Raw genomic sequence first — 18,820 nt, 5'->3', positions numbered from 1 at the left:
GTGTACGGCCAGTAGCACGGGAGGCTTATGCGGGGGCGGGTGCGGGTCCGTTGTGGCTGGTCGCGCCCACGGGGCGGAGCCGCAAATTGATACAGCCCCGCGCCCCTGGAGGACTCGCCCCTTCGGGGCTTAGTCCTCCTCCGGGATCGACACCAGCCAGCGGGTTTCGCGGCGCGGGCGCAAATAGAACGCCCAGTAGAGGGTGGCCGCGGCGACTATGCCCCCTGTCCACAGCAGGTAACTCGTCTCCTGCTGCGTGAGGATGTACGCCAGGACCGCGATCAGGAGGATCGGCATCGCGGGCCACAGGGGCATGCGCCACGCGTGTGTGTGCCTGTGCTGGCCTCGGCGGGACAGGAGCGCGGCTACCGCGACCAGCAGGTACATGCCCGTCACCGACACACCCGTCACGCCGTAGAGGGTGTCCAGGTTGACGAAGCAGAGGACTGCTCCGGGGATGCCTACGGCGAGGGTGGCCACCCAGGGGGAGCCGAAGCGGCCGAGCTTGGAGAAGACCGTGTTGACCGGGGCGGGCCAGGCCTTGTCGCGGGCGGAGGCGAAGAGGACGCGGGAGTTCTGGATGACCATGACGATGCCCGCGTTGATGATCGCCAGGGCCACGCAGAGGCTGACGAAGGTGCCGACCGCCGAGTTGGACCAGGCGGTGACCATCGCGCTGATGTCGCCGCCGGTCAGGGTCGAGAGGTCCGACGCGCCCATCGTGATCGCCGCCACCGGGACCAGGATGATCACCGTGGAGATCGCGAGGGTGGCGAGGACCGTGCGGGCCACGTTGCGGCGCGGGTTCTCCAGTTCCTCGGAGAGGTAGACCGCCGTCGAGAAGCCCTGGGTGACGAAGAGGGCGATCGCCAGGCCGGAGACCACCAGCATCGCCGTCACCGTGTCCGTGTGGCCGCCGCTGCCCGCGACCTGCATCGAGGTCAGGCTGCCCAGGCCCCGGTGGCTGTGCGTGAAGCCGAGGAGGGCCACGACTCCGGCCGCTATGACCTCCAGGACCAGGAAGACGCCGGTGATCCACGCGTTGGCCCTCAGGTCCAGCAGGCCGGCCAGCGTGGCCAGGAGCATCACGCCCGCGCCGGTCATCGACGGGTTCAGGTGGACGATCGGGGTCAGGTAGTCCGCCGTGCCCATCGCTATCACCGGCGGGACGATCATCACGACCAGGAGCGAGAGGACGAAGACCAGCCAGCCCGCCAGGCGGCCCGCCAGCGTCGACACCATCGCGTACTCGCCGCCCGCGCTGGGGATGAGGGTGCCCAGCTCCGAGTAGCAGAACGCGACGGCGATGCAGAGGACCGAGCCGATCGCGATCGTGAGGGCGGTCGCGGTGCCGAGCGAGCCGAACAGGTCGGGGACGACCACGAAGAGCGTGGAGGCCGGTGTCACGCAGGAGAGTGTCAGGAGCGTGCCGCCGACGATGCCGATGGAGCGCTTGAGCTGCCGTGGGCGCTGGGAGCTGTCGGGTGTCGCCTCGGGGACAGCGGCTTCGGCGGTGGGGAGGGTGTCGGTCACGCGCTGATGGAACATTGACGGAAACCATCACGTCAATGGGTGTTCACCTACGGAATTCGTTGATCCAGACTGCCGGAAGTGATGTATTCGGCGCCCGAGGGCAGCGTCGGCCCCGGTTCGGGTTCCTACGGTTACCGCAGTCGTCGTAGCGAAAAAATGGGGCCGTCCGCGATACGGACGGCCCCACTCGGTGCTGCTGAAGACTGCTCAGTGGTTGCGCGGGAAGCCCAGGTCGACGCCGGTCGGGGCGTCGGCCGGGTCGGGCCAGCGGGTGGTGACGACCTTGCCACGGGTGTAGAAGTGCGTGCCGTCGTTGCCGTAGATGTGGTGGTCCCCGAAGAGGGAGTCCTTCCAGCCACCGAACGAGTGGTAGCCCACCGGGACCGGGATCGGGACGTTGACGCCGACCATGCCGGCCTCGATCTCCAGCTGGAAGCGGCGGGCGGCGCCGCCGTCGCGGGTGAAGATCGCGGTGCCGTTGCCGAAGGGGGAGCTGTTGATGAGGGACACGCCCTCGTCGTAGGTGTCGACGCGCAGGACGCAGAGGACCGGGCCGAAGATCTCGTCCGTGTAGGCCTTCGCGGTGGTCGGCACCTTGTCGAGGAGGGAGATGCCGATCCAGTGGCCGTCCTCGAAGCCCTCGACCGTGTAGCCGGTGCCGTCGAGGACGACCTCCGCGCCTTCGGCCGCCGCGCCAGTGACGTAGGACGCCACCTTGTCGCGGTGGACGGCGGTGATGAGCGGGCCCATCTCGGACGTGGGGTCGTTGCCGGGGCCGATCTTGATCTTCTCGGCGCGCTCGCGGATCTTCTCCACCAGCTCGTCGCCGATGGAGCCGACCGCGACCACGGCGGAGATGGCCATGCAGCGCTCGCCTGCCGAGCCGTAGGCGGCGGACACGGCCGCGTCGGCCGCCGCGTCCAGGTCGGCGTCGGGGAGGACCAGCATGTGGTTCTTGGCGCCGCCGAGGGCCTGGACGCGCTTGCCGTTCGCGGAGGCCGTGGTGTGGATGTAGCGGGCGATGGGGGTCGAGCCGACGAAGGAGACCGCCTTGACGTCCGGGTGCTCCAGGAGGCGGTCGACGGCCACCTTGTCACCGTGTACGACGTTGAAGACGCCGTCGGGCAGGCCCGCTTCCGCCAGCAGTTCGGCGATCTTCAGGGACGCCGACGGGTCCTTCTCGGAGGGCTTGAGGACGAAGGTGTTGCCGGTCGCGATGGCGATCGGGAACATCCACATCGGCACCATGGCGGGGAAGTTGAACGGCGTGATGCCGGCCACGACACCCAGCGGCTGGCGGATCGACGCCACGTCGACGCGACTGGCGACCTCGGTGGAGAGTTCGCCCTTGAGCTGCACGGTGATCCCGCACGCCAGGTCGACGATCTCCAGGCCGCGCGCGACCTCGCCCAGCGCGTCGCTGTGCACCTTGCCGTGCTCGGCGGTGATCAGCTCGGCGATGGCGTCCCGGTTGGCCTCAAGGAGCGCCCGGAACTTGAAGAGGATCGTGGTCCGCCTGGCGAGCGAGGAGGTGCCCCAGGTCGCGTAGGCGTCCTTGGCGGCGGCGACGGCCGCGTCGACCTCGTCGACCGACGCGAACGCGACCTTCGTGGTGACCGCGCCGGTCGCCGGGTCGGTGACCGGCCCGTAGTTCCCCGACGCGCCTTCGACGGTCTTGCCGCCGATCCAGTGGTTGACGATCTTCGTCATGCCCAGTTGCTCCTTCACAGATGGCGGCGTCGGGTGGTGACGTGCCGTTCGTACAGCTCTCGTGCCTTGACCGCGGACGATCGGGCCGCGGTCTCGGCCACAGGAACATCCCACCAGGCCTGCGCCGGAGGCGCGCCCGACACAGTGTCTGCGGTTTCGGTCTCCACGTAGACACAAGTGGGAGTGTCCGCGGCCCGCGCCTCGGCGAGCGCCGTACGCAGATCACGGACGGTCTTCGCGCGCAGCACGCGCATGCCGAGGCTGGCCGCGTTGGCGGCGAGGTCGACGGGCAGCGGGGCGCCGGTGTAGGTGCCGTCCTCGGCCCGGTGGCGGTACGCGGTGCCGAACCGCTCGGCGCCCACCGACTCCGACAGGCCGCCTATGGACGCGTACCCGTGGTTCTGTATCAGCAGCACCTTGATCGCGATGCCCTCCTGCACGGCGGTCACGATCTCCGTCGGCATCATCAGGTACGTTCCGTCGCCGACCAGCGCCCACACCGGCCGGTCCGGCGCGGCCAGCTTCACACCGATCGCGGCCGGGATCTCGTAGCCCATGCAGGAGTAGCCGTACTCCAGGTGGTACTGGTCGTACGACCGCGTGCGCCACAGCTTGTGCAGATCGCCGGGGAGCGAGCCGGCCGCGTTGACGATGATGTCCGACGCGTCGACGATCTCGTCGAGTGCGCCCAGGACTTGGGGCTGTGTGGGGCGTACGTCGGGCTCGTCGGCCTCGTAGCAGGCGTCGACGCGCTGCTCCCAACGCTCCTTGTCCTCGCGGTACTCGGCGGTGTACGACGCGTCGACCCGGTGGCCGTGGCGGCCCAACTCCTTTGCCAGCGCCGCCAGTCCGCTGCGGGCGTCGGCGATCAGCGGCTGTCCGGCGAGCTTGTGGCCGTCGTACGGGGCGATGTTGAGGTTGAGGAAGCGGACGCCGGGGCGTTCGAAGAGGGTGTGGGAGGCGGTGGTGAAGTCGGTGTAGCGGGTGCCGATTCCGATCACCAGGTCGGCCAGGCGGGCGAGTTCGTCGGCGGTCGCGGTGCCGGTGTGGCCGATGCCGCCGACGTCCTGCGGGTGGTCGTGGTTCAGGGAGCCCTTGCCGGCCTGGGTGGAGGCGACCGGGATGCCGGTGGCCGCCGCGAACTCGGCGAGACCGGCCTCGGCCCGGCTGTGGTGGACTCCGCCGCCCGCGATGATCAGGGGTCGCTTCGCGGCCCGAACTGCCCTTACGGCTTCGGCGAGTTCGGCCGGGTCGGCGGCCGGTCGCCTTACGTACCAGACACGTTCGGCGAAGAACTCGTCCGGCCAGTCGTGCGCCTCGGCCTGAACGTCCTGCGGGAGAGCGAGAGTTACGGCCCCGGTCTCGACGGGGTCGGCGAGGACGCGCATCGCGTTCAGGGCGGCGGGGATCAGCGCTTCCGGGCGGGTGATCCGGTCGAAGTACCTCGACACCGGGCGCAGGCAGTCGTTGACCGACACATCGCCCGCGTACGGGACTTCGAGCTGCTGGAGCACCGGGTCGGCGACCCGGGTGGCGAAGGTGTCGCCGGGGAGGAGCAGGACCGGGAGGTGGTTGATCGTGGCGAGCGCGGCACCGGTGACGAGATTGGTGGCGCCGGGTCCGATGGAGGTCGTGACGGCGTGCGCGGACAGCCGGTTCGACTGCCGTGCGTAGCCGACTGCCGCGTGCACCATGGACTGTTCGTTACGGCCCTGGTGGTACGGCATGACCGGTGACGCGGGGGGTGTCTCCCCGCAGGGCACGGTGGCGTACTCGATGAGCGCCTGGCCGAGCCCGGCCACGTTGCCGTGGCCGAAGATGCCCCAGGTCGCACTGATCAACCGCCGTCGTACGCCGTCGCGTTCGGTGTACTGGGCGGACAGGAAGCGTACGAGCGCCTGTGCGACCGTGAGCCTCGTCGTTGAGGTCATCGGTGTTCCTCCGTGTGGTCCGGGTGCAAGCTGATCCGCAACTCCGGTACGGCTCCGCGGCCCCGTCCGACTCGATGCCCGGGGCCGGGAACCTCAGTGCGCATGCTCCAACACGCAGGGTGATCAGCCGTGTTGGAGACCTCCGGCGCGGGGCCGTAGCGAGCGGGGAGTCGTCGCTCGCACTTCGCTCCTGCCAGGGCGAAGCGGCCTCCCGCGCCGGAGGCGTTCTGGGCCCGGGCGAACACACTTTCCCCGCCCGGGAGTTGGACCCTTTGGTCCGTAATTCGCACGGTACATCCACCGCCGATCGGAAGCACGATCCGCTGCCCGCCACCGGCGGCCGTCATAAGCCGGCCCTCACAGCAGGCCTACGGCGGTGTCGACGGCGGCGGCCACGTCTCCGTCCGGCGGATAGAGCAGCGAACGGCCGACCACCAGGCCCCGCACGGTGGGGAGTTGGAGGGCGCCGCGCCACTTCTCGTAGGCGCCGTCCTGGTCGTCGCCGACCTCGCCGCCGAGAAGGACGGCGGGGAGCGTCGAGGTCTCCATGACCTGGGCCATGTCGTCCGGGTTCTCGGTGACCGGGAGCTTGAGCCAGGTGTAGGCCGAAGTGCCGCCCAGGCCCGAGGAGATGGCGATGGACTTGATGACGGCCTCGGCGCTCAGGTCGTTCTTCAGCTTGCCCTCGTCGGTGCGGCGGCTGATGAACGGCTCCACGAACAACGGGAGTCGACGCGCGGCCATGTCGTCGATGGCGCGGGCGGTGGACTCCAGGGTGGTGAGGGAACCCGGGTCGTCGTAGTCGATGCGCAGCAGCAGCTTGCCCGCGTCGAAACGGAGCCGCTCGATGTCCTCGGCGCGGTGGCCGGTGAAGCGGTCGTCGAGCTCGAAGCTGGCGCCCTGGAGGCCGCCGCGGTTCATCGAACCCATGACGACCTTGCCGTCGAGGGCGCCGAGGAGGAGCAGGTCGTCCAGGATGTCGGCGGTCGCGAGCACACCGTCGACGCCGGGGCGGGACAGCGCCAGGCAGAGGCGTTCGAGCAGTTCGGCGCGGTTGGCCATGGCGAACTTGCGGTCGCCGACGCCGAGCGCGCCACGGGCCGGGTGGTCGGCGGCGACGATCATCAGCCGGCCGGCGTCGTTGAGGAGAGGGCGCCGGACGCGGCGCGCGGCGGCCTCGGCGATCGCCTCGGGGTGACGGGCGCGGACCCGGACGAGTTCGGAGATGTCGACGCGCGGGCCGGGGCCGCTGTCGTGACTGGAGGGTCCGGAGTTGCCGGCGGGACCGGAGTTGCCGGAGCCGCCTTCGTGACCGGTGAGGCCGTCGCCGCCCTCATGGTCCACATGCGCGTGCGTCACGTCGTCCCCGTCCCTGTTTCCGTCCCCGCCCTCGCGTTCGTGCTCCGCGCCCGCCACGCGGCCGGCCCTCACAGCACCGCTCCGGCCGCGATCGCGCCCTCGACCTCGGCGACCGTGGGCATCGCGGACGAGCACTCCAGGCGCGAGGCGACGATCGCCCCGGCCGCGTTGGCGTGCCGCATGATCTTCTCCAGGTCCCAGCCGGCCAGCAGACCGTGACAGAGCGAGCCGCCGAAGGCGTCACCCGCGCCGAGTCCGTTGAGCACGTTCACGGGCAGCGGCGGCACCTCGGCCGACTCGCCGTCCCGGTTGACCGCGAGGACACCCTTGGGGCCCTGCTTGACCACGGCGAGTTCGACACCGGCGTCCAGCAGCGCGCGGGCGGCGGCGTGCGGCTCGCGCACACCGGTGGCGACCTCCACCTCGTCCAGGTTGCCGACGGCGACGGTGGTGTGGCGCAGGGCCTCCTCGTAGAAGGGGCGGGCCGCGCCCGGGTCCTTCCAGAACATCGGCCGCCAGTCGAGGTCGAAGACCGTCGTACCGGACTTGGCGCGGTGCGCGAGCGCCGCGAGCGTCGCCGTGCGGCTGGGCTCCTCGCTCAGGCCCGTGCCGGTGATCCAGAAGATCCGGGCCTCGTGGATCGCGTCCAGGTCGAGCTCGTGGGCGTCGATCTCCAGGTCCGGGGCCTTGGGCTGCCGGTAGAAGTACAGCGGGAAGTCGTCCGGCGGGAAGATCTCGCAGAACGTGACCGGCGTCGGGTAGTCCGCGACCGGCGTGACCCAGCGGTCGTCGACGCCGAAGTCGCGCAGCGCCTCGTGCAGGTAGGTGCCGAAGGGGTCGTCGCCGGTGCGTGAGACCAGGGCCGTCTCGCGGCCCAGCCGGGCGGCGGCGACCGCGACGTTCGCCGCCGAGCCTCCGAGGAACTTCCCGAAGGTCGTCACCTGAGGCAGCGGCACGCCCGTCTGCAGCGGATAGAGGTCCACCCCTAGCCGCCCCATGGTGATCAGGTCGTACGCCATCGACTTCCCCTTTATTTCGGCTCTCCCCGGTTTCTAGTCCCGGGGGCCGAGCCCTGTCAATGTTTTGTCCAGACATTCGGACGAGACGGGTGGAAGCGGTTGCCCGTCGGGTGCGGGTCCTGTGGGGGCTGGTCGCGCAGTTCCCCGCGCCCCTATCGGGGCGCTGTCGTCCCGTAGGACTATCTGTGGATGTCTGCAATCCGTGTCGGGCATGGGCCCGGTGGGTCATGGGAGACCGTGGTCGCGTCGCCGCATCCCCGACTCCGCCCCGGCGTCATCAGTTATCGCGGGATTCGGCTCGCCCTGTCACGGCCCCGGGCCCGGCTGGAGGCGCCGATCGGGGCCGCGACCCTGCTGTTCGGGTTCGAGGGGACTGTCCGCATCTCGCGGGCGGGGCGGGAATCGGCCACGCTCGGGTCCGTGTTCTGCGGGCCTACGACCACTGCCGCGCTCGGTGAGCACAGTGGGCGGCTCGCGGGGGTCGAGGTGCTGTTGATGCCGTGGGCCGCGTTCACGCTGTTCGGTACGGCTCAGCACGAGCTCGCCGACCGGGTGGTGGATCCCGACGAACTCCCGCACGCGCTCGGCTCCCGCTGGACCGGCATCGGTGAACTGGCCGCCGCGCTCGCCGCGCTGCCGACCTGGAGCGCCCGGTTCGGGCTGCTGGACGAGGTGTTCACCCGCTGGTCGGCGGCCGGTACGCCGAGTTCGGCGCGGGTGGAGCGGGCCTGGTCGGAACTGGTGCGGAACTGGGGCGCCGTGCCGGTGCCCCGGCTCGCCGACGAAGTGGGCTGGAGCGTACGGCAGTTGGAGAACCGTTTCCGGGAGCAGATCGGACTCGGCCCCAAGGCGGCGGCCCGGGTGCTGCGACTGCAGCGCGCCCGGCGGCTTCTCGCGGCCGGCCGCAGCCAGGCGGAGACGGCGGCGGTGTGCGGTTTCTACGACCAGGCGCATCTGAGCGGCGAGTTCAGGGCGATGACGGGGTGCACGCCGGGCCAGTTCATGGTGGGCCGGACGAGTCCGCCGGTGGCGCAGCCCGGGATGCCGGCCGGGGACCGGATGACGGGCGAGGCGACGAGTCTGCTGGTCGCTCCCGGTCGGGGTGCGGATTTCTCCAAGACCGGCCGGTCACGTTGATGCAGGCTGACCACCTGGCCGGTTGATCTCCGGGGACGCGCAGGCCTCCGGGGACCGGCCGGTCCGAGGGGGATACGGGGGATGCGGGGAAGCCGGTGGGCCGGGCCCGGCGCAGCGGGTCCGGCCCACCTTGCTGCGCGCCCGTCTTCGCCGCGGATGTCACCCGCCTTCGCCGCGGATGCCGTCCGCCCGTCGCGCCAGGTTTCAGCCTTTCAGCCAGGTGTCAACGCGCCGCGCCTCCGCGCCCGCGTGCGCCTTTGCGTCACTTGCGTCACAAACGCCCCCTTCATGTCACACATGTCGCGTGTACGCGGGTCTTGGGTCACACCCGGTTCACGGGCGCTTCCTGTTCCTCACTCTGTGTCGTTGACCGGGCACAGGCTTTGTGATCGCCAGCGCAGCGCACGGCTCCCCCGACGGCCGCCCCCGGCCGCCGCCGCGGCGCGCGCAGGGAGGTGCACTGATGACCGACCGACGGCTCTGGTCGTACAAGGAAATCGCGGCCCACATCCGGGTCCAGCCCGACACCGTCCGCTCCTACCGCAAGCACGGCCTGCTGCCCCCGCCCGACCACGTGGAGAGCGGCAAGCCCTACTGGTACGCCGACACGGTCCGGGCCTGGGTGGCCTCCCGCCCCGGCAACCGGGGGCGCAGGGACGACTGACCCGAGCCGGGGTGGTGACGCGGTGCCGGGTGTCCGGTACCGCGTCGGTCGCTTCGGCTACGCCGACGGGCGGGGCAATTCGGTTGCCCGCACGGCCGACCGCCGCCGAGGATCCCCGGATGAACCTCTCCGTCAAACCCGTCCTCACCGGCGAGAAGACCGTCCTCCGCCCGTTCACCGAGTCCGACGCCGACGGCATCCGGCAGTTGATCCAGGATCCGGAGATCGTCCGCTTCACCTTCGAGCCGTCGACCGAACTGACACCGGAGCGGCTGCGCTCCTGGTACGCGACCCGGAACGACCAACCCGACCGCCTCGACCTCGCCGTCACCGATCCCGCCACCGGTGAACTCCTCGGCGAGGTCGTCCTCCACGAGTGGGATCCCACCGCCCGCAGCTGCGCCTTCCGCACCCTCATCGGCCCCCGGGGCCGCGGCCGGGGCATCGGCACGGAGGCGACCCGCCTGATCGTCGGCCACGCCTTCGAGCAACTGGGCCTGCACCGGATCCAGTTGGAGGTCTACGGCCACAACCACCGGGCCCTGCGGGTGTACGAGAAGGCCGGGTTCGTGGTCGAAGGCGTGCGGCGCGAGGTCCGGTTGCGGGACGGGGAGTGGGTCGACGAGGTGCTCATGGCGATCCTCGACCACGAGTGGGCCGCCCTCACCGCCACGGCTGGATGACCGTCACCGCCACGGCTCGATGACCGTCACCCCCGCTCCCGGTGCCGTGCCCATCGCCGCGAGGGCTGCCGGGGTTTCGGCCAGGGTGATCGTGGACGTGGTCAGGAGGTCGGGGCGGAGTACTCCCGAGCGGACCAGTTCCAGCATGGGCGGGTAGGTGTGGGCCGCCATGCCGTGGCTGCCGAGGAGTTCCAGTTCCAGGCCGATCGCGCGGGCCATCGGGACCGGGGTCGTACCGGAGGGAGAGGGGAGCAGGCCCACCTGGATGTGTCGGCCCCGGCGGCGCAGGCCGTTCACCGACGCGGCGCAGGTCGCCGGTGAGCCCAGGGCGTCCAGGGAGAGGTGGGCGCCGCCGCCCGTCAACTCGCGGACCGCAGCCGCCGTGTCCGGGGTGTTCGCCCCGTCCACGCACTCCGCCGCCCCGAACTTCCTTGCCAGGTCCAGTGCTTGGGGCGAGATGTCGACGGCGACGACTCTCGCGCCCGAGGCCGCCGCGATCATCACCGCCGACAGGCCGACCCCGCCGCAGCCGTGCACCGCGACCCACTCCCCCGCGGCGACCCGGCCCTGCTGCACCACCGCGCGGAACGCCGTCGCGAACCGGCAGCCGAGCGAGGCCGCCGTCGCGAAGGACATTCCGTCGGGGATCGCGACCAGATTCACGTCGGCGTGGTCCAGTGCCACGTACTGGGCGAAGGAGCCCCAGTGCGTGAAGCCCGGCTGGGTCTGGCGCTCGCACACCTGCTGGGCGCCGGCCGCGCATGCCTCGCAGGTTCCGCAGGCGCACACGAACGGGACGGTGACTCGGTCGCCGGGGTGCCAGTTCGCCACCCGGGTGCCTACCGACTCGATGACACCGGCAAGTTCATGGCCCGGTACGTGAGGGAGTGTGATGTCGGGGTCGTGGCCCTGCCAGCCGTGCCAGTCGCTTCGGCAGAGGCCGGTGGCCTGGACCCCGACGATCACTCCGTGGGGTGCGGGGGTGGGGTCGGGTACGTCTCGTACCTCGGCGGGGTCACCGTATTGCTCGAACACCACCGCTTTCATTCAGGCTCCCATCGCCGTTTTCGTCTGCGGGTACATCGTGGCTGGTCGCGCCGTTCCCTGCGCCCCTAGGTGGGTTCTCTCCCCCTTCGCTGAGACCGAACCGGTCATGCACCTTCCGCAACCAACCCGGCGCCCACCAAGTCGCCCTCCCCGTCAGTCTCATCACCGCCGGGACCAGCAGGCTCCGGACGATCATCGCGTCCATCAGGACCGCGAGCGCGATGCCAAGCCCGAGCATCTTCGTGTTCGTCACTCGGGACGTGCCGATCGCGACCATCACCACCGCCAGGATCACCGCTGCCGCCGTGATGAGACCGCCGGTGCGCTGGAGGCCGTGGCGGACCGCCTCGTTGTGGTCGCCTGTGCGGTCGTACTCCTCCTTGATGCGGGAGAGCAGGAACACGCCGTAGTCCATGGAGAGTCCGAAGGCGACGCAGAACATGAGGACGGGCAGGGTCGTCTCTATGGAGCCGGTGCTGGTGAAGCCGAGGAGGCCGGAGAGGTGGCCGTCCTGGAAGACCCAGACGACCGCGCCGAACATCGCGGTGAGGCTGAGGGCGTTGAGCAGTACGGCCTGGAGGGGGATCACCACGCTGCCGGTCAGGAGGAAGACCAGGAGCAGGGTGACCACGGCGATGAGGCCGGCCGCCCAGGGCAGGCGGCTCGCTATCGCGTGCTTGGAGTCGACCAGGACGGCCGCCGTGCCGGTCACCTTGGTGGCGAAGGGGGCGTCAGTGGCGCGCAGGGCGCCGACCAGGCGCTGGGCCGTGGTGTCGACCGCCTCGCCCTTGGGGAGCACGGTGAAGTACGCCGAGTCGCCCTGGACCACGGGTCCGTCCACCCGCACCACCTCGGGCAGTTGGGCGATCCTGCTCTTGTACGCGGTGTACTGCGCCGGTGTCGCCCGTCCCTCGGCGAGTACTTCGAGGGTGCCGCCGGGGTTGCCCGGGAAGCCGTCACGGATGTGCTGCTGCACGACGTGGGACTCGGCGCCCGAGGGCAGTTGGCGGTCGTCGGCGGTGCCGAACTTGACGCCCAGGAAGGGCAGTCCGAGGAGGACGAGGACGGCTGTGGTGGCAAGGGCGAAGAAGGGGGCCCTGCGCATCACCAGGCCGGCTGTGCGAGCCCAGGCCGTTCCTTCTTCTCCTGAGGCCTTCGCCGGGCGGCCTCGGCGGAACAGGCGCCGTAGGTCCAGGGAGTTGACGCGGTGGCCGAGCAGGAGCAGGGCCGCGGGGAGGAGGATCAGGGCGGCTGCGGCGGCCAGAAGCACCACGGCGATGCCCGCGTAGGCGAAGGAGCGCAGGAAGTACATCGGGAAGACGAGCATCGCGGCCAGAGAGACCGCGACCGTGAGGGCGGAGAAGAGCACCGTGCGGCCGGCCGTGCGCAGGGTGGTGGCGATGGCGGGCAGCGGCTCGGCGCCGGTGGACAGTTCCTCGCGGAAGCGGCGGACGATGAACAGGGCGTAGTCGATGGCAAGGCCCAGGCCCAGGGCCGTGGTGAGGTTCAGCGCGAAGACCGAGACGTCGGTGAACTCCGTGAGGCCGCGCAGCACCGCGTTCGTCCCGAGGATCGCGACGATGCCGATGCCGAGCGGGAGCAGGGCGGCGATCGCGGAGCCGAAGACCATCACCAGAAGGAGGAGGGTCACCGGCAGGGCGATCATCTCGGCGCGGGCGAGGTCCTCCTTGATGGTCGTCTGCATCTCGTGGCGGACGGCGACGATGCCGCCGACCTTGACCTTCACCGGGCCGTGGGTGCCGCGGAGGGCGGGCGCGATGCGGTCCAGGGTGTCGGTCGTCGTCTTCTCGTCGCCCGTGAGGTGGGCGGCGATCAGCGCCTCGTGTCCGTCCTTCGCGCGCAGGGACGGGGACTTGGTCTGCCAGTAGGAGCCGACGCCTATGACGCCCCGCTCGCCGGTCAGCCGCGCGGTGAGGCGGGCGGCCTCGGCGGTGACCGCCGGGTCGTCCACCGAGGCGCTGCCCGAGTCGACGAGGAGCAGGAGGTTGGGCTGCGAGGCCGGGAACTCGCGCTCCAGCGCCTTGGTCGCGTACGTCGACTGGGCCGTCGGGTCCTCCCAGCCGCCGCTGCCCAGCCGGTCGGCGACCCCGCTGCCGGCCACCACGGCCAGAGCGGTGAGCACCAGGGCCACGAGCAGCGACAGCCGGGGGCGGGCGGTCACGAAACGTGTCCACCCTCCGAGGCGCGGTGGGCTGTTGACTTCGGTCATCTCGCGGTGCTCCCCTTCACCATGACCCGTGCCTCCGCGCAGGCAGGTGGCAGGGGTCGGCATTGCCATAGAATTGGCAAACACGAGAGATCGCTCGCGTTTCGCCAGGATCAGAATGCGAGTGACCGCTCGTGTTTGTCAACGCCGTTCGGAGAGCTGGGGATAACTCGTGTCCGTGGACCAGGAGAAGGCCGCCCCCCGCCGCCAGGCCCGCGGCGAGCGCCGCATCGCCCAGCTGCTGGAGGCCGCCGCCAATGTCTTCTGCACGACGGGCTACACGGCCTCCAGCACCAACGCCATCGCCCGTGAGGCCGGCGTCTCACCGGGCACGCTCTACCAGTTCTTCCCGAACAAGGAAGCGATCGCGATCGAGCTGGGCGACCGGCTCATCCACGAGATGCGGGAGACCACCGGCGAGGCGCTCGCCGCGGTCGACCCGTCGACCCCGCTGGAGGAGGCCATCGGCACCGTCGTCGACCGTTTCACCGCCTTCAGCTGCCAGCACCCGGTGTTCTTCGCCCTGACGCACGGCCCGGACATCCCCGGCCGGCTCACCGAGGAGCACGACGCGCTGCACACGCACCTGCTCGGCCAGGTCGAGGCACTCATCGCGGCGTTCCTGCCCGGCGCCCCCGCCGCCGACGTCACCCGTACCGCGCGCATGTGCCTGGGCCTCTACAAGGCCGGCCTGGAGCTGGTCCTCTCCCACGAGGGCGGCGAACGCGACGCGTACGTCCAGGAGTTGAAGAACGTCCTGATCCGCTATCTGGAACCGCTGCTCGCCGAGTACCGGGCCACCGCGGACCTCACCACGACCCGGACCCCCTGACGGCCCCTTCAGCCCTGACCAGCGCCGCAGCGTCCGCCGCCCCGAGGAGGAGGACCACGAGCCGTACGGCGAACCGGCCGCTGCCGTGCAGGGTCCTGGCGATCACCTGTCCGTCGCCCGCCCAGCCGAGTCCGTCCGGCCCTACGAGGATGCCCAGCGGGATCTCGAAGATGACCGGCGGGACCGGGAGCCACCGGCCGATCCCGTAGGCCGCAGGGGCGCCAGTAGGGCGATGGCCATGATCAGGACGAGCGTCCCGGACTGCGACATGAGGCGTATCTACCATAAAGTGCCGGTAAATCTGCCCTGTAGGAGTACGAGGGGATTTGCCGTGACCTACTCTCCGCCGCCCGGCGCGCCCCGGGCCCGTATCCCCGGGCCGCAGCAGCCGCCGCCGACGTACCCCCAGATCCGCACCGGCCTGTGGAAGCACTGCCTGGGCGGCGGGCTGGCTCTGTGGGCGCTGACCGCGCTGGTCACGTACGCGACGAGGAACACCACCCTGCTGCCGACGCTGATCCTGCTCGGCAGCTTCCTGGTGCCGGTCACCTTCGTCCTGTGGGCGTACGAGCGGCACGGGCGCGACCTGGGCGTCAGCGTGATCCTGGGCTGCTTCCTGACCGGCGGCACGCTCGGGGTGCTGGGCGCCTCGGTGATGGAGTACTACCTGTTGCATCCCTCCCTGGGGATGTTCGTCGGTGTCGGGCTGATCGAGGAGGCCGCGAAGCTCGGGGCGCTGATGTTCGTGCTGCGCCGGCAGCCCCGGCTGCACGGGATCCGCGCGGGGCTGGTGCTCGGTGCGACGGTCGGCTTCGGTTTCGCGGCCCTGGAGAGCGCCGGTTACGCGTTCAACGCGGCCGTCTCCACCAAGGGCATCGATCTGCGCGCGCTCCTGGAGACGGAGATCCTGCGCGGGGTCCTGGCCCCCTTCGGGCACGGCCTGTGGACGGCGGTCGCGGGCGCGGTCCTGCTCTCCTACCGGCAGTTGAACGGCCGCTTCCGCTTCACCGGGGCGGTCGTCGGAACGTATCTCGGCGTCTCGGTGCTGCACGCCCTGTGGGACTCGACGCACGGCATCGCGATCTGGCTGGTGGCCAGGTTGTCGGGCGCGGGCCTGGACAGGCACCTGTTCGCCCAGGGGTACATCCCCCGGCCGACCGCCCAGCAGGAGCACCTCTTCACGATGTTCTCGGTGGGCGGGATGGCGCTCGTGGCGCTGCTCGGCATCGGCTGGGTGCGGTCGCTGGCCCGCCGCGACCCCTCTTGGAGAAATACCCCCTAGGGGTATACTCTGGGTTCCAGGGTGAGCCACCGTGGGCCACTCCGACCCCAACCGCCTCCACACGCCTCCACGAGGAGAACGACATGAGCGCCCAGACCGACACCCAGGGTTCCGTGACCACCGTCTACAAGGTGAGCGGGATGAGCTGCGGACACTGCGAGGGCTCCGTCTCCGGCGAGATCTCCGGGCTGCCCGGCGTCAGCTCGGTGAAGGCCGTCGCGTCGACCGGCGAGGTCACCGTCGTGTCCGCCGCCCCGCTCGACACCGAGGCCGTCCGCGCGGCCGTCGACGAGGCGGGCTTCGAGCTCGTCGGCCAGGCCTGAAACAGCAGCACCGGCACCACACTTCTGTTCTCTCCGACCGGGCCGTGCCGACCAGCTGATACTGGCTCCGCGCGGTCCGGTCCGATGTCTGGAGTCCGGACATGACAAGCACCACCACGATCGGCACCACCACAGACACGCGTATAGCCCCGGCCCCCGAAGCGGCCGAGGTCGAGCTGCTCATCGGCGGGATGACCTGCGCCTCCTGCGCGGCCCGCGTCGAGAAGAAGCTCAACCGCATGGACGGCGTCAGCGCCACCGTCAACTACGCGACGGAGAAGGCGAAAGTCAGCTACCCGGCGGGCATCCAGGTCGCCGACCTCATCGCGACCGTGGTGAAGACCGGGTACACCGCCGAGGAACCCGCGCCGCCGGAGCCTGAGACACCGTCCGCTCCTGAGGCCGATCCCGAACTCGCCTCGCTGCGCGAGCGGTTGACCGTCTCCGCCCTCCTCGCCCTGCCCGTCGTGCTGCTCTCGATGGTCCCGGCCCTCCAGTTCGACAACTGGCAGTGGCTCGCGCTCACTCTCGCCGCGCCGGTCGTCGTCTGGGGCGGACTCCCGTTCCACCGGGCCGCGTTCACCAACGCCCGGCACGCCGCGGCCACCATGGACACCCTCGTCTCGGTCGGCACGCTGGCCGCGTTCGGCTGGTCGCTGTGGGCGCTGTTCTGGGGCGACGCGGGCATGGCCGGCATGCACGACGAGTTCCGTCTCACCGTGTCACGCACGGACGGCGCCTCGACGATCTACCTCGAAGTCGCCGCCGGAGTCGTCGCGTTGATCCTGCTGGGCCGCTATCTGGAGGCCCGCTCCAAGCGCCGCGCGGGAGCGGCCCTGCGCGCGCTGTTCGAACTGGGCGCCAAGGACGTGGCAGTTCTGCGGGACGGACGTGAAGTACGGGTCCCGGTGGCCGAGTTGGCGGTCGGCGACCGTTTCGTCGTACGGCCCGGGGAGAAGATCGCGACCGACGGCACCGTCGTCGAGGGCGTCTCGGCGGTCGACGCGTCGATGCTGACCGGCGAGTCGGTACCGGTGGACGTGGCACCGGGTGACACCGTCACCGGCGCGACCGTCAACGCCGGCGGACGGCTCGTCGTAGCGGCGGGCCGGGTCGGTTCGGACACCCAACTCGCGCGCATGGCGCGGCTGGTGGAGGACGCGCAGAACGGCAAGGCCGAGGTGCAGCGGCTCGCCGACCGGATCTCCGGGATCTTCGTGCCGGTGGTGCTGCTGATCGCGCTCGGCACCTTCGGGGTGTGGCTCGGCGTCACGGGCGACGTGGCCGCCGCGTTCACCGCGGCCGTCGCCGTGCTGATCATCGCCTGCCCGTGCGCGCTGGGCCTGGCCACCCCGACCGCCCTCATGGTCGGCACCGGTCGCGGCGCCCAACTGGGCATCCTGATCAAGGGCCCCGAGGTCCTGGAGTCGACCCGCCGGGTCGACACGGTCGTCCTCGACAAGACGGGAACCATCACCACCGGCCGTATGACCCTCCAGGAGGTCTACGTCGCCGAGGGCACCGACGAAAGCCAGCTCCTGCGGCTCGCGGGCGCCCTGGAGCACGCCTCCGAGCACCCCGTCGCGCGGGCCGTGGCGGCGGGCGCGGAGGAGCGGGTGGGAGCGCTGCCGTCGGCCGAGCACTTCGAGAACGTGCCGGGGCGCGGCGTACGCGGGCGCGTGGAGGGCCGTGAGGTGGCCGTGGGGCGCCTCTACGACACGCTCCCCGAGGAGTTGACCCGAGCCACCTCCGAGGCCGAGAGCCGCGGCCGTACGGCCGTGGTGGTCGGCTGGGACGGAGTCGCGCGCGGGGTCGTCGCGGTCGCCGACGCGGTCAAGGAGACCAGCGCGGAGGCCGTGCGCGAGCTGCGGGCGCTCGGGCTCACCCCGGTGCTGCTGACCGGCGACAACCGCGCGGTGGCGGACGCCGTGGCCGCCGCCGTCGGGATCTCCCCCGGGGACGTCATCGCCGAGGTGCTGCCCGAGGACAAGGTCGACGTCGTACGACGGCTGCAGGGCGAGGGGCGGACCGTCGCGATGGTGGGCGACGGGGTCAACGACGCCGCCGCGCTCGCCACCGCCGACCTGGGGCTCGCGATGGGCACCGGGACGGACGCGGCGATCCAGGCGAGCGATCTGACCCTGGTGCGCGGTGACCTTCGGGTGGCCGCGGACGCGATCCGGCTGTCCCGGAGGACGCTCGGCACCATCAAGGGCAATCTCGTATGGGCTTTTGGATACAATGTGGCGGCACTTCCGCTGGCCGCCGCGGGCATGCTGAACCCCATGATCGCGGGGGCCGCGATGGCCTTCTCCTCGGTGTTCGTGGTCACCAACAGCCTGCGACTTAGGACATTTCGCTGAAGTTCCGCAAAGTTACCGGGAGTTACGGGTAGCTGAAGTAAGAGTCCCTCTAGAGACCGACGACGGCCTCACATAAGCTCTTCACAAGCCTCGCGCATCATCCTTACGCTGGGGTCCCGACCGCGACATCGGGGCTCTTGCGCATCTAACGGACATATGCAAGAGACGCAGATCACAGTGATGTGAACGTAACCATCGAAGGGGTTCGAAGGTCTAAGTTGACGATGTCAGTAAGCGTCTTGGGGGGCGCGAACTGGCATCTGAGGATGTCTTGGGGGACTTCCTCAGAGATGCGTTGCCGGGACACGTACACCGGGGAGCTTTGAGCGGCCCTCCCGTCGTGCGGTGTCCCGGCAGATCGCACACATCACTGGTTCCACCGAGTAGTACGAGGAGTTTTGCTCGTTCTGCTCAGTTCAACGAAGCTCAGTTTCACCGAGCTTCGGCACGACAGCGATTCAGGCGCTGGTTCTCACAGGCGCCCGGCCGGATCCCGTGGGGGGAATCCGCACCGGGACATGGGAAGGCGCCCTGTACGCCGGCCCGTGGGGGGACCGTCGGCAGGGCGCCTTCTTCCATCTTTTTTTGAGGCTCGGTTCGCCTCCGGGGCGCAGAAGTCGGTGTCGAGAGGCCGACCGTGCTCGACCCTGCGGGCCTCCGCGCGTTCGCGCTCTCGACACCGACGCGGGCCCAGAGGCGCCACGGCCCCC

Annotated in this window: 14 protein-coding genes and 2 pseudogenes; 7 read left to right on the top strand and 9 right to left on the bottom strand. The window is 70.6% G+C overall.

Going from position 1 to position 18,820, the window contains the following annotated elements:
* Positions 1 to 129: 129 nt before the first annotated feature.
* The 6 genes and pseudogenes from ACFXC1_RS49140 to iolC form a co-directional block, all read right to left on the bottom strand.
* Positions 130 to 1,533: an APC family permease gene (locus ACFXC1_RS49140; RefSeq protein ID WP_381256426.1), complete on the bottom strand. Its 1,404-nt coding sequence runs from the start codon at positions 1,531 to 1,533 to the stop codon at positions 130 to 132.
* Between the two features lie 207 nt (positions 1,534 to 1,740).
* Positions 1,741 to 3,243, bottom strand: a complete 1,503-nt coding sequence (mmsA, locus tag ACFXC1_RS49135; RefSeq protein ID WP_381256423.1) for a CoA-acylating methylmalonate-semialdehyde dehydrogenase — start codon at positions 3,241 to 3,243, stop codon at positions 1,741 to 1,743.
* A 14-nt stretch (positions 3,244 to 3,257) separates the two neighbouring features.
* Positions 3,258 to 5,174: a 3D-(3,5/4)-trihydroxycyclohexane-1,2-dione acylhydrolase (decyclizing) gene (iolD, locus tag ACFXC1_RS49130; RefSeq protein WP_381256420.1), complete on the bottom strand. Its 1,917-nt coding sequence runs from the start codon at positions 5,172 to 5,174 to the stop codon at positions 3,258 to 3,260.
* A 137-nt stretch (positions 5,175 to 5,311) separates the two neighbouring features.
* Positions 5,312 to 5,509: pseudogene (locus ACFXC1_RS49125) on the bottom strand (5-deoxy-glucuronate isomerase); the annotation flags it as partial.
* A gap of 22 nt (positions 5,510 to 5,531) precedes the next feature.
* Positions 5,532 to 6,401, bottom strand: a complete 870-nt coding sequence (locus ACFXC1_RS49120) for a Cgl0159 family (beta/alpha)8-fold protein (protein ID WP_463294423.1) — start codon at positions 6,399 to 6,401, stop codon at positions 5,532 to 5,534.
* Between the two features lie 200 nt (positions 6,402 to 6,601).
* Positions 6,602 to 7,552 (bottom strand): 5-dehydro-2-deoxygluconokinase, encoded by a 951-nt coding sequence (iolC, locus tag ACFXC1_RS49115; RefSeq protein WP_381256415.1) that lies wholly within the window; start codon positions 7,550 to 7,552, stop codon positions 6,602 to 6,604.
* A 189-nt stretch (positions 7,553 to 7,741) separates the two neighbouring features.
* On the opposite strand from iolC, the gene ACFXC1_RS49110 reads away from it, so the two are divergent.
* The 3 genes from ACFXC1_RS49110 (at position 7,742) to ACFXC1_RS49100 (ending at position 10,036) form a co-directional block, all read left to right on the top strand.
* Positions 7,742 to 8,689: an AraC family transcriptional regulator gene (locus ACFXC1_RS49110; protein ID WP_381256413.1), complete on the top strand. Its 948-nt coding sequence runs from the start codon at positions 7,742 to 7,744 to the stop codon at positions 8,687 to 8,689.
* 463 nt (positions 8,690 to 9,152) lie between these two features.
* Entirely contained in the window at positions 9,153 to 9,353 is a 201-nt protein-coding gene (locus ACFXC1_RS49105) for a helix-turn-helix transcriptional regulator (protein ID WP_019065707.1), read from the top strand.
* A 119-nt stretch (positions 9,354 to 9,472) separates the two neighbouring features.
* A complete protein-coding gene (locus tag ACFXC1_RS49100; protein ID WP_381256410.1) occupies positions 9,473 to 10,036 on the top strand; it encodes a GNAT family N-acetyltransferase in 564 nt (187 codons plus the stop codon).
* Positions 10,037 to 10,039: 3 nt separating this feature from the next.
* Here ACFXC1_RS49100 and ACFXC1_RS49095 read toward each other — a convergent pair whose 3' ends face one another.
* Positions 10,040 to 11,083, bottom strand: coding sequence for a zinc-dependent alcohol dehydrogenase family protein (locus ACFXC1_RS49095; RefSeq protein WP_381256408.1), 1,044 nt, complete (start codon positions 11,081 to 11,083; stop codon positions 10,040 to 10,042).
* On the bottom strand, positions 11,052 to 13,313 hold the full coding sequence (locus ACFXC1_RS49090) for an MMPL family transporter (protein WP_381256405.1): 2,262 nt from the start codon (positions 13,311 to 13,313) through the stop codon (positions 11,052 to 11,054). The genes ACFXC1_RS49095 and ACFXC1_RS49090 overlap by 32 nt, the downstream gene beginning before the upstream one ends.
* A 169-nt stretch (positions 13,314 to 13,482) precedes the next feature.
* Between ACFXC1_RS49090 and ACFXC1_RS49085 the strand changes: the two genes are divergently transcribed.
* On the top strand, positions 13,483 to 14,142 hold the full coding sequence (locus ACFXC1_RS49085; protein ID WP_381256402.1) for a TetR/AcrR family transcriptional regulator: 660 nt from the start codon (positions 13,483 to 13,485) through the stop codon (positions 14,140 to 14,142).
* A gap of 108 nt (positions 14,143 to 14,250) precedes the next feature.
* Here the strand turns inward: ACFXC1_RS49085 and ACFXC1_RS49080 are convergent.
* A pseudogene (locus ACFXC1_RS49080) lies at positions 14,251 to 14,412 on the bottom strand (cation:proton antiporter); the annotation flags it as partial.
* Between the two features lie 61 nt (positions 14,413 to 14,473).
* Between ACFXC1_RS49080 and ACFXC1_RS49075 the strand changes: the two are divergent.
* From ACFXC1_RS49075 to ACFXC1_RS49065, 3 genes are all read left to right on the top strand, one after another.
* A complete protein-coding gene (locus ACFXC1_RS49075; protein ID WP_381256400.1) occupies positions 14,474 to 15,424 on the top strand; it encodes a PrsW family intramembrane metalloprotease in 951 nt (316 codons plus the stop codon).
* 83 nt (positions 15,425 to 15,507) lie between these two features.
* The gene (locus tag ACFXC1_RS49070; protein ID WP_381256398.1) at positions 15,508 to 15,747 is read left to right on the top strand and encodes a heavy-metal-associated domain-containing protein; all 240 of its coding nucleotides are present in this window, start codon (positions 15,508 to 15,510) and stop codon (positions 15,745 to 15,747) included.
* A gap of 101 nt (positions 15,748 to 15,848) precedes the next feature.
* The gene (locus ACFXC1_RS49065) at positions 15,849 to 18,110 is read left to right on the top strand and encodes a heavy metal translocating P-type ATPase (RefSeq protein WP_381256395.1); all 2,262 of its coding nucleotides are present in this window, start codon (positions 15,849 to 15,851) and stop codon (positions 18,108 to 18,110) included.
* Positions 18,111 to 18,820 lie beyond the last annotated feature (710 nt).

The sequence above is a fragment of the Streptomyces hokutonensis genome (genome assembly GCF_042751305.1).
In the GTDB taxonomy this organism is placed as follows: Bacteria; Actinomycetota; Actinomycetes; order Streptomycetales; family Streptomycetaceae; genus Streptomyces; species Streptomyces hokutonensis_A.
This window is presented reverse-complemented; position numbering and strand designations above follow the sequence as displayed.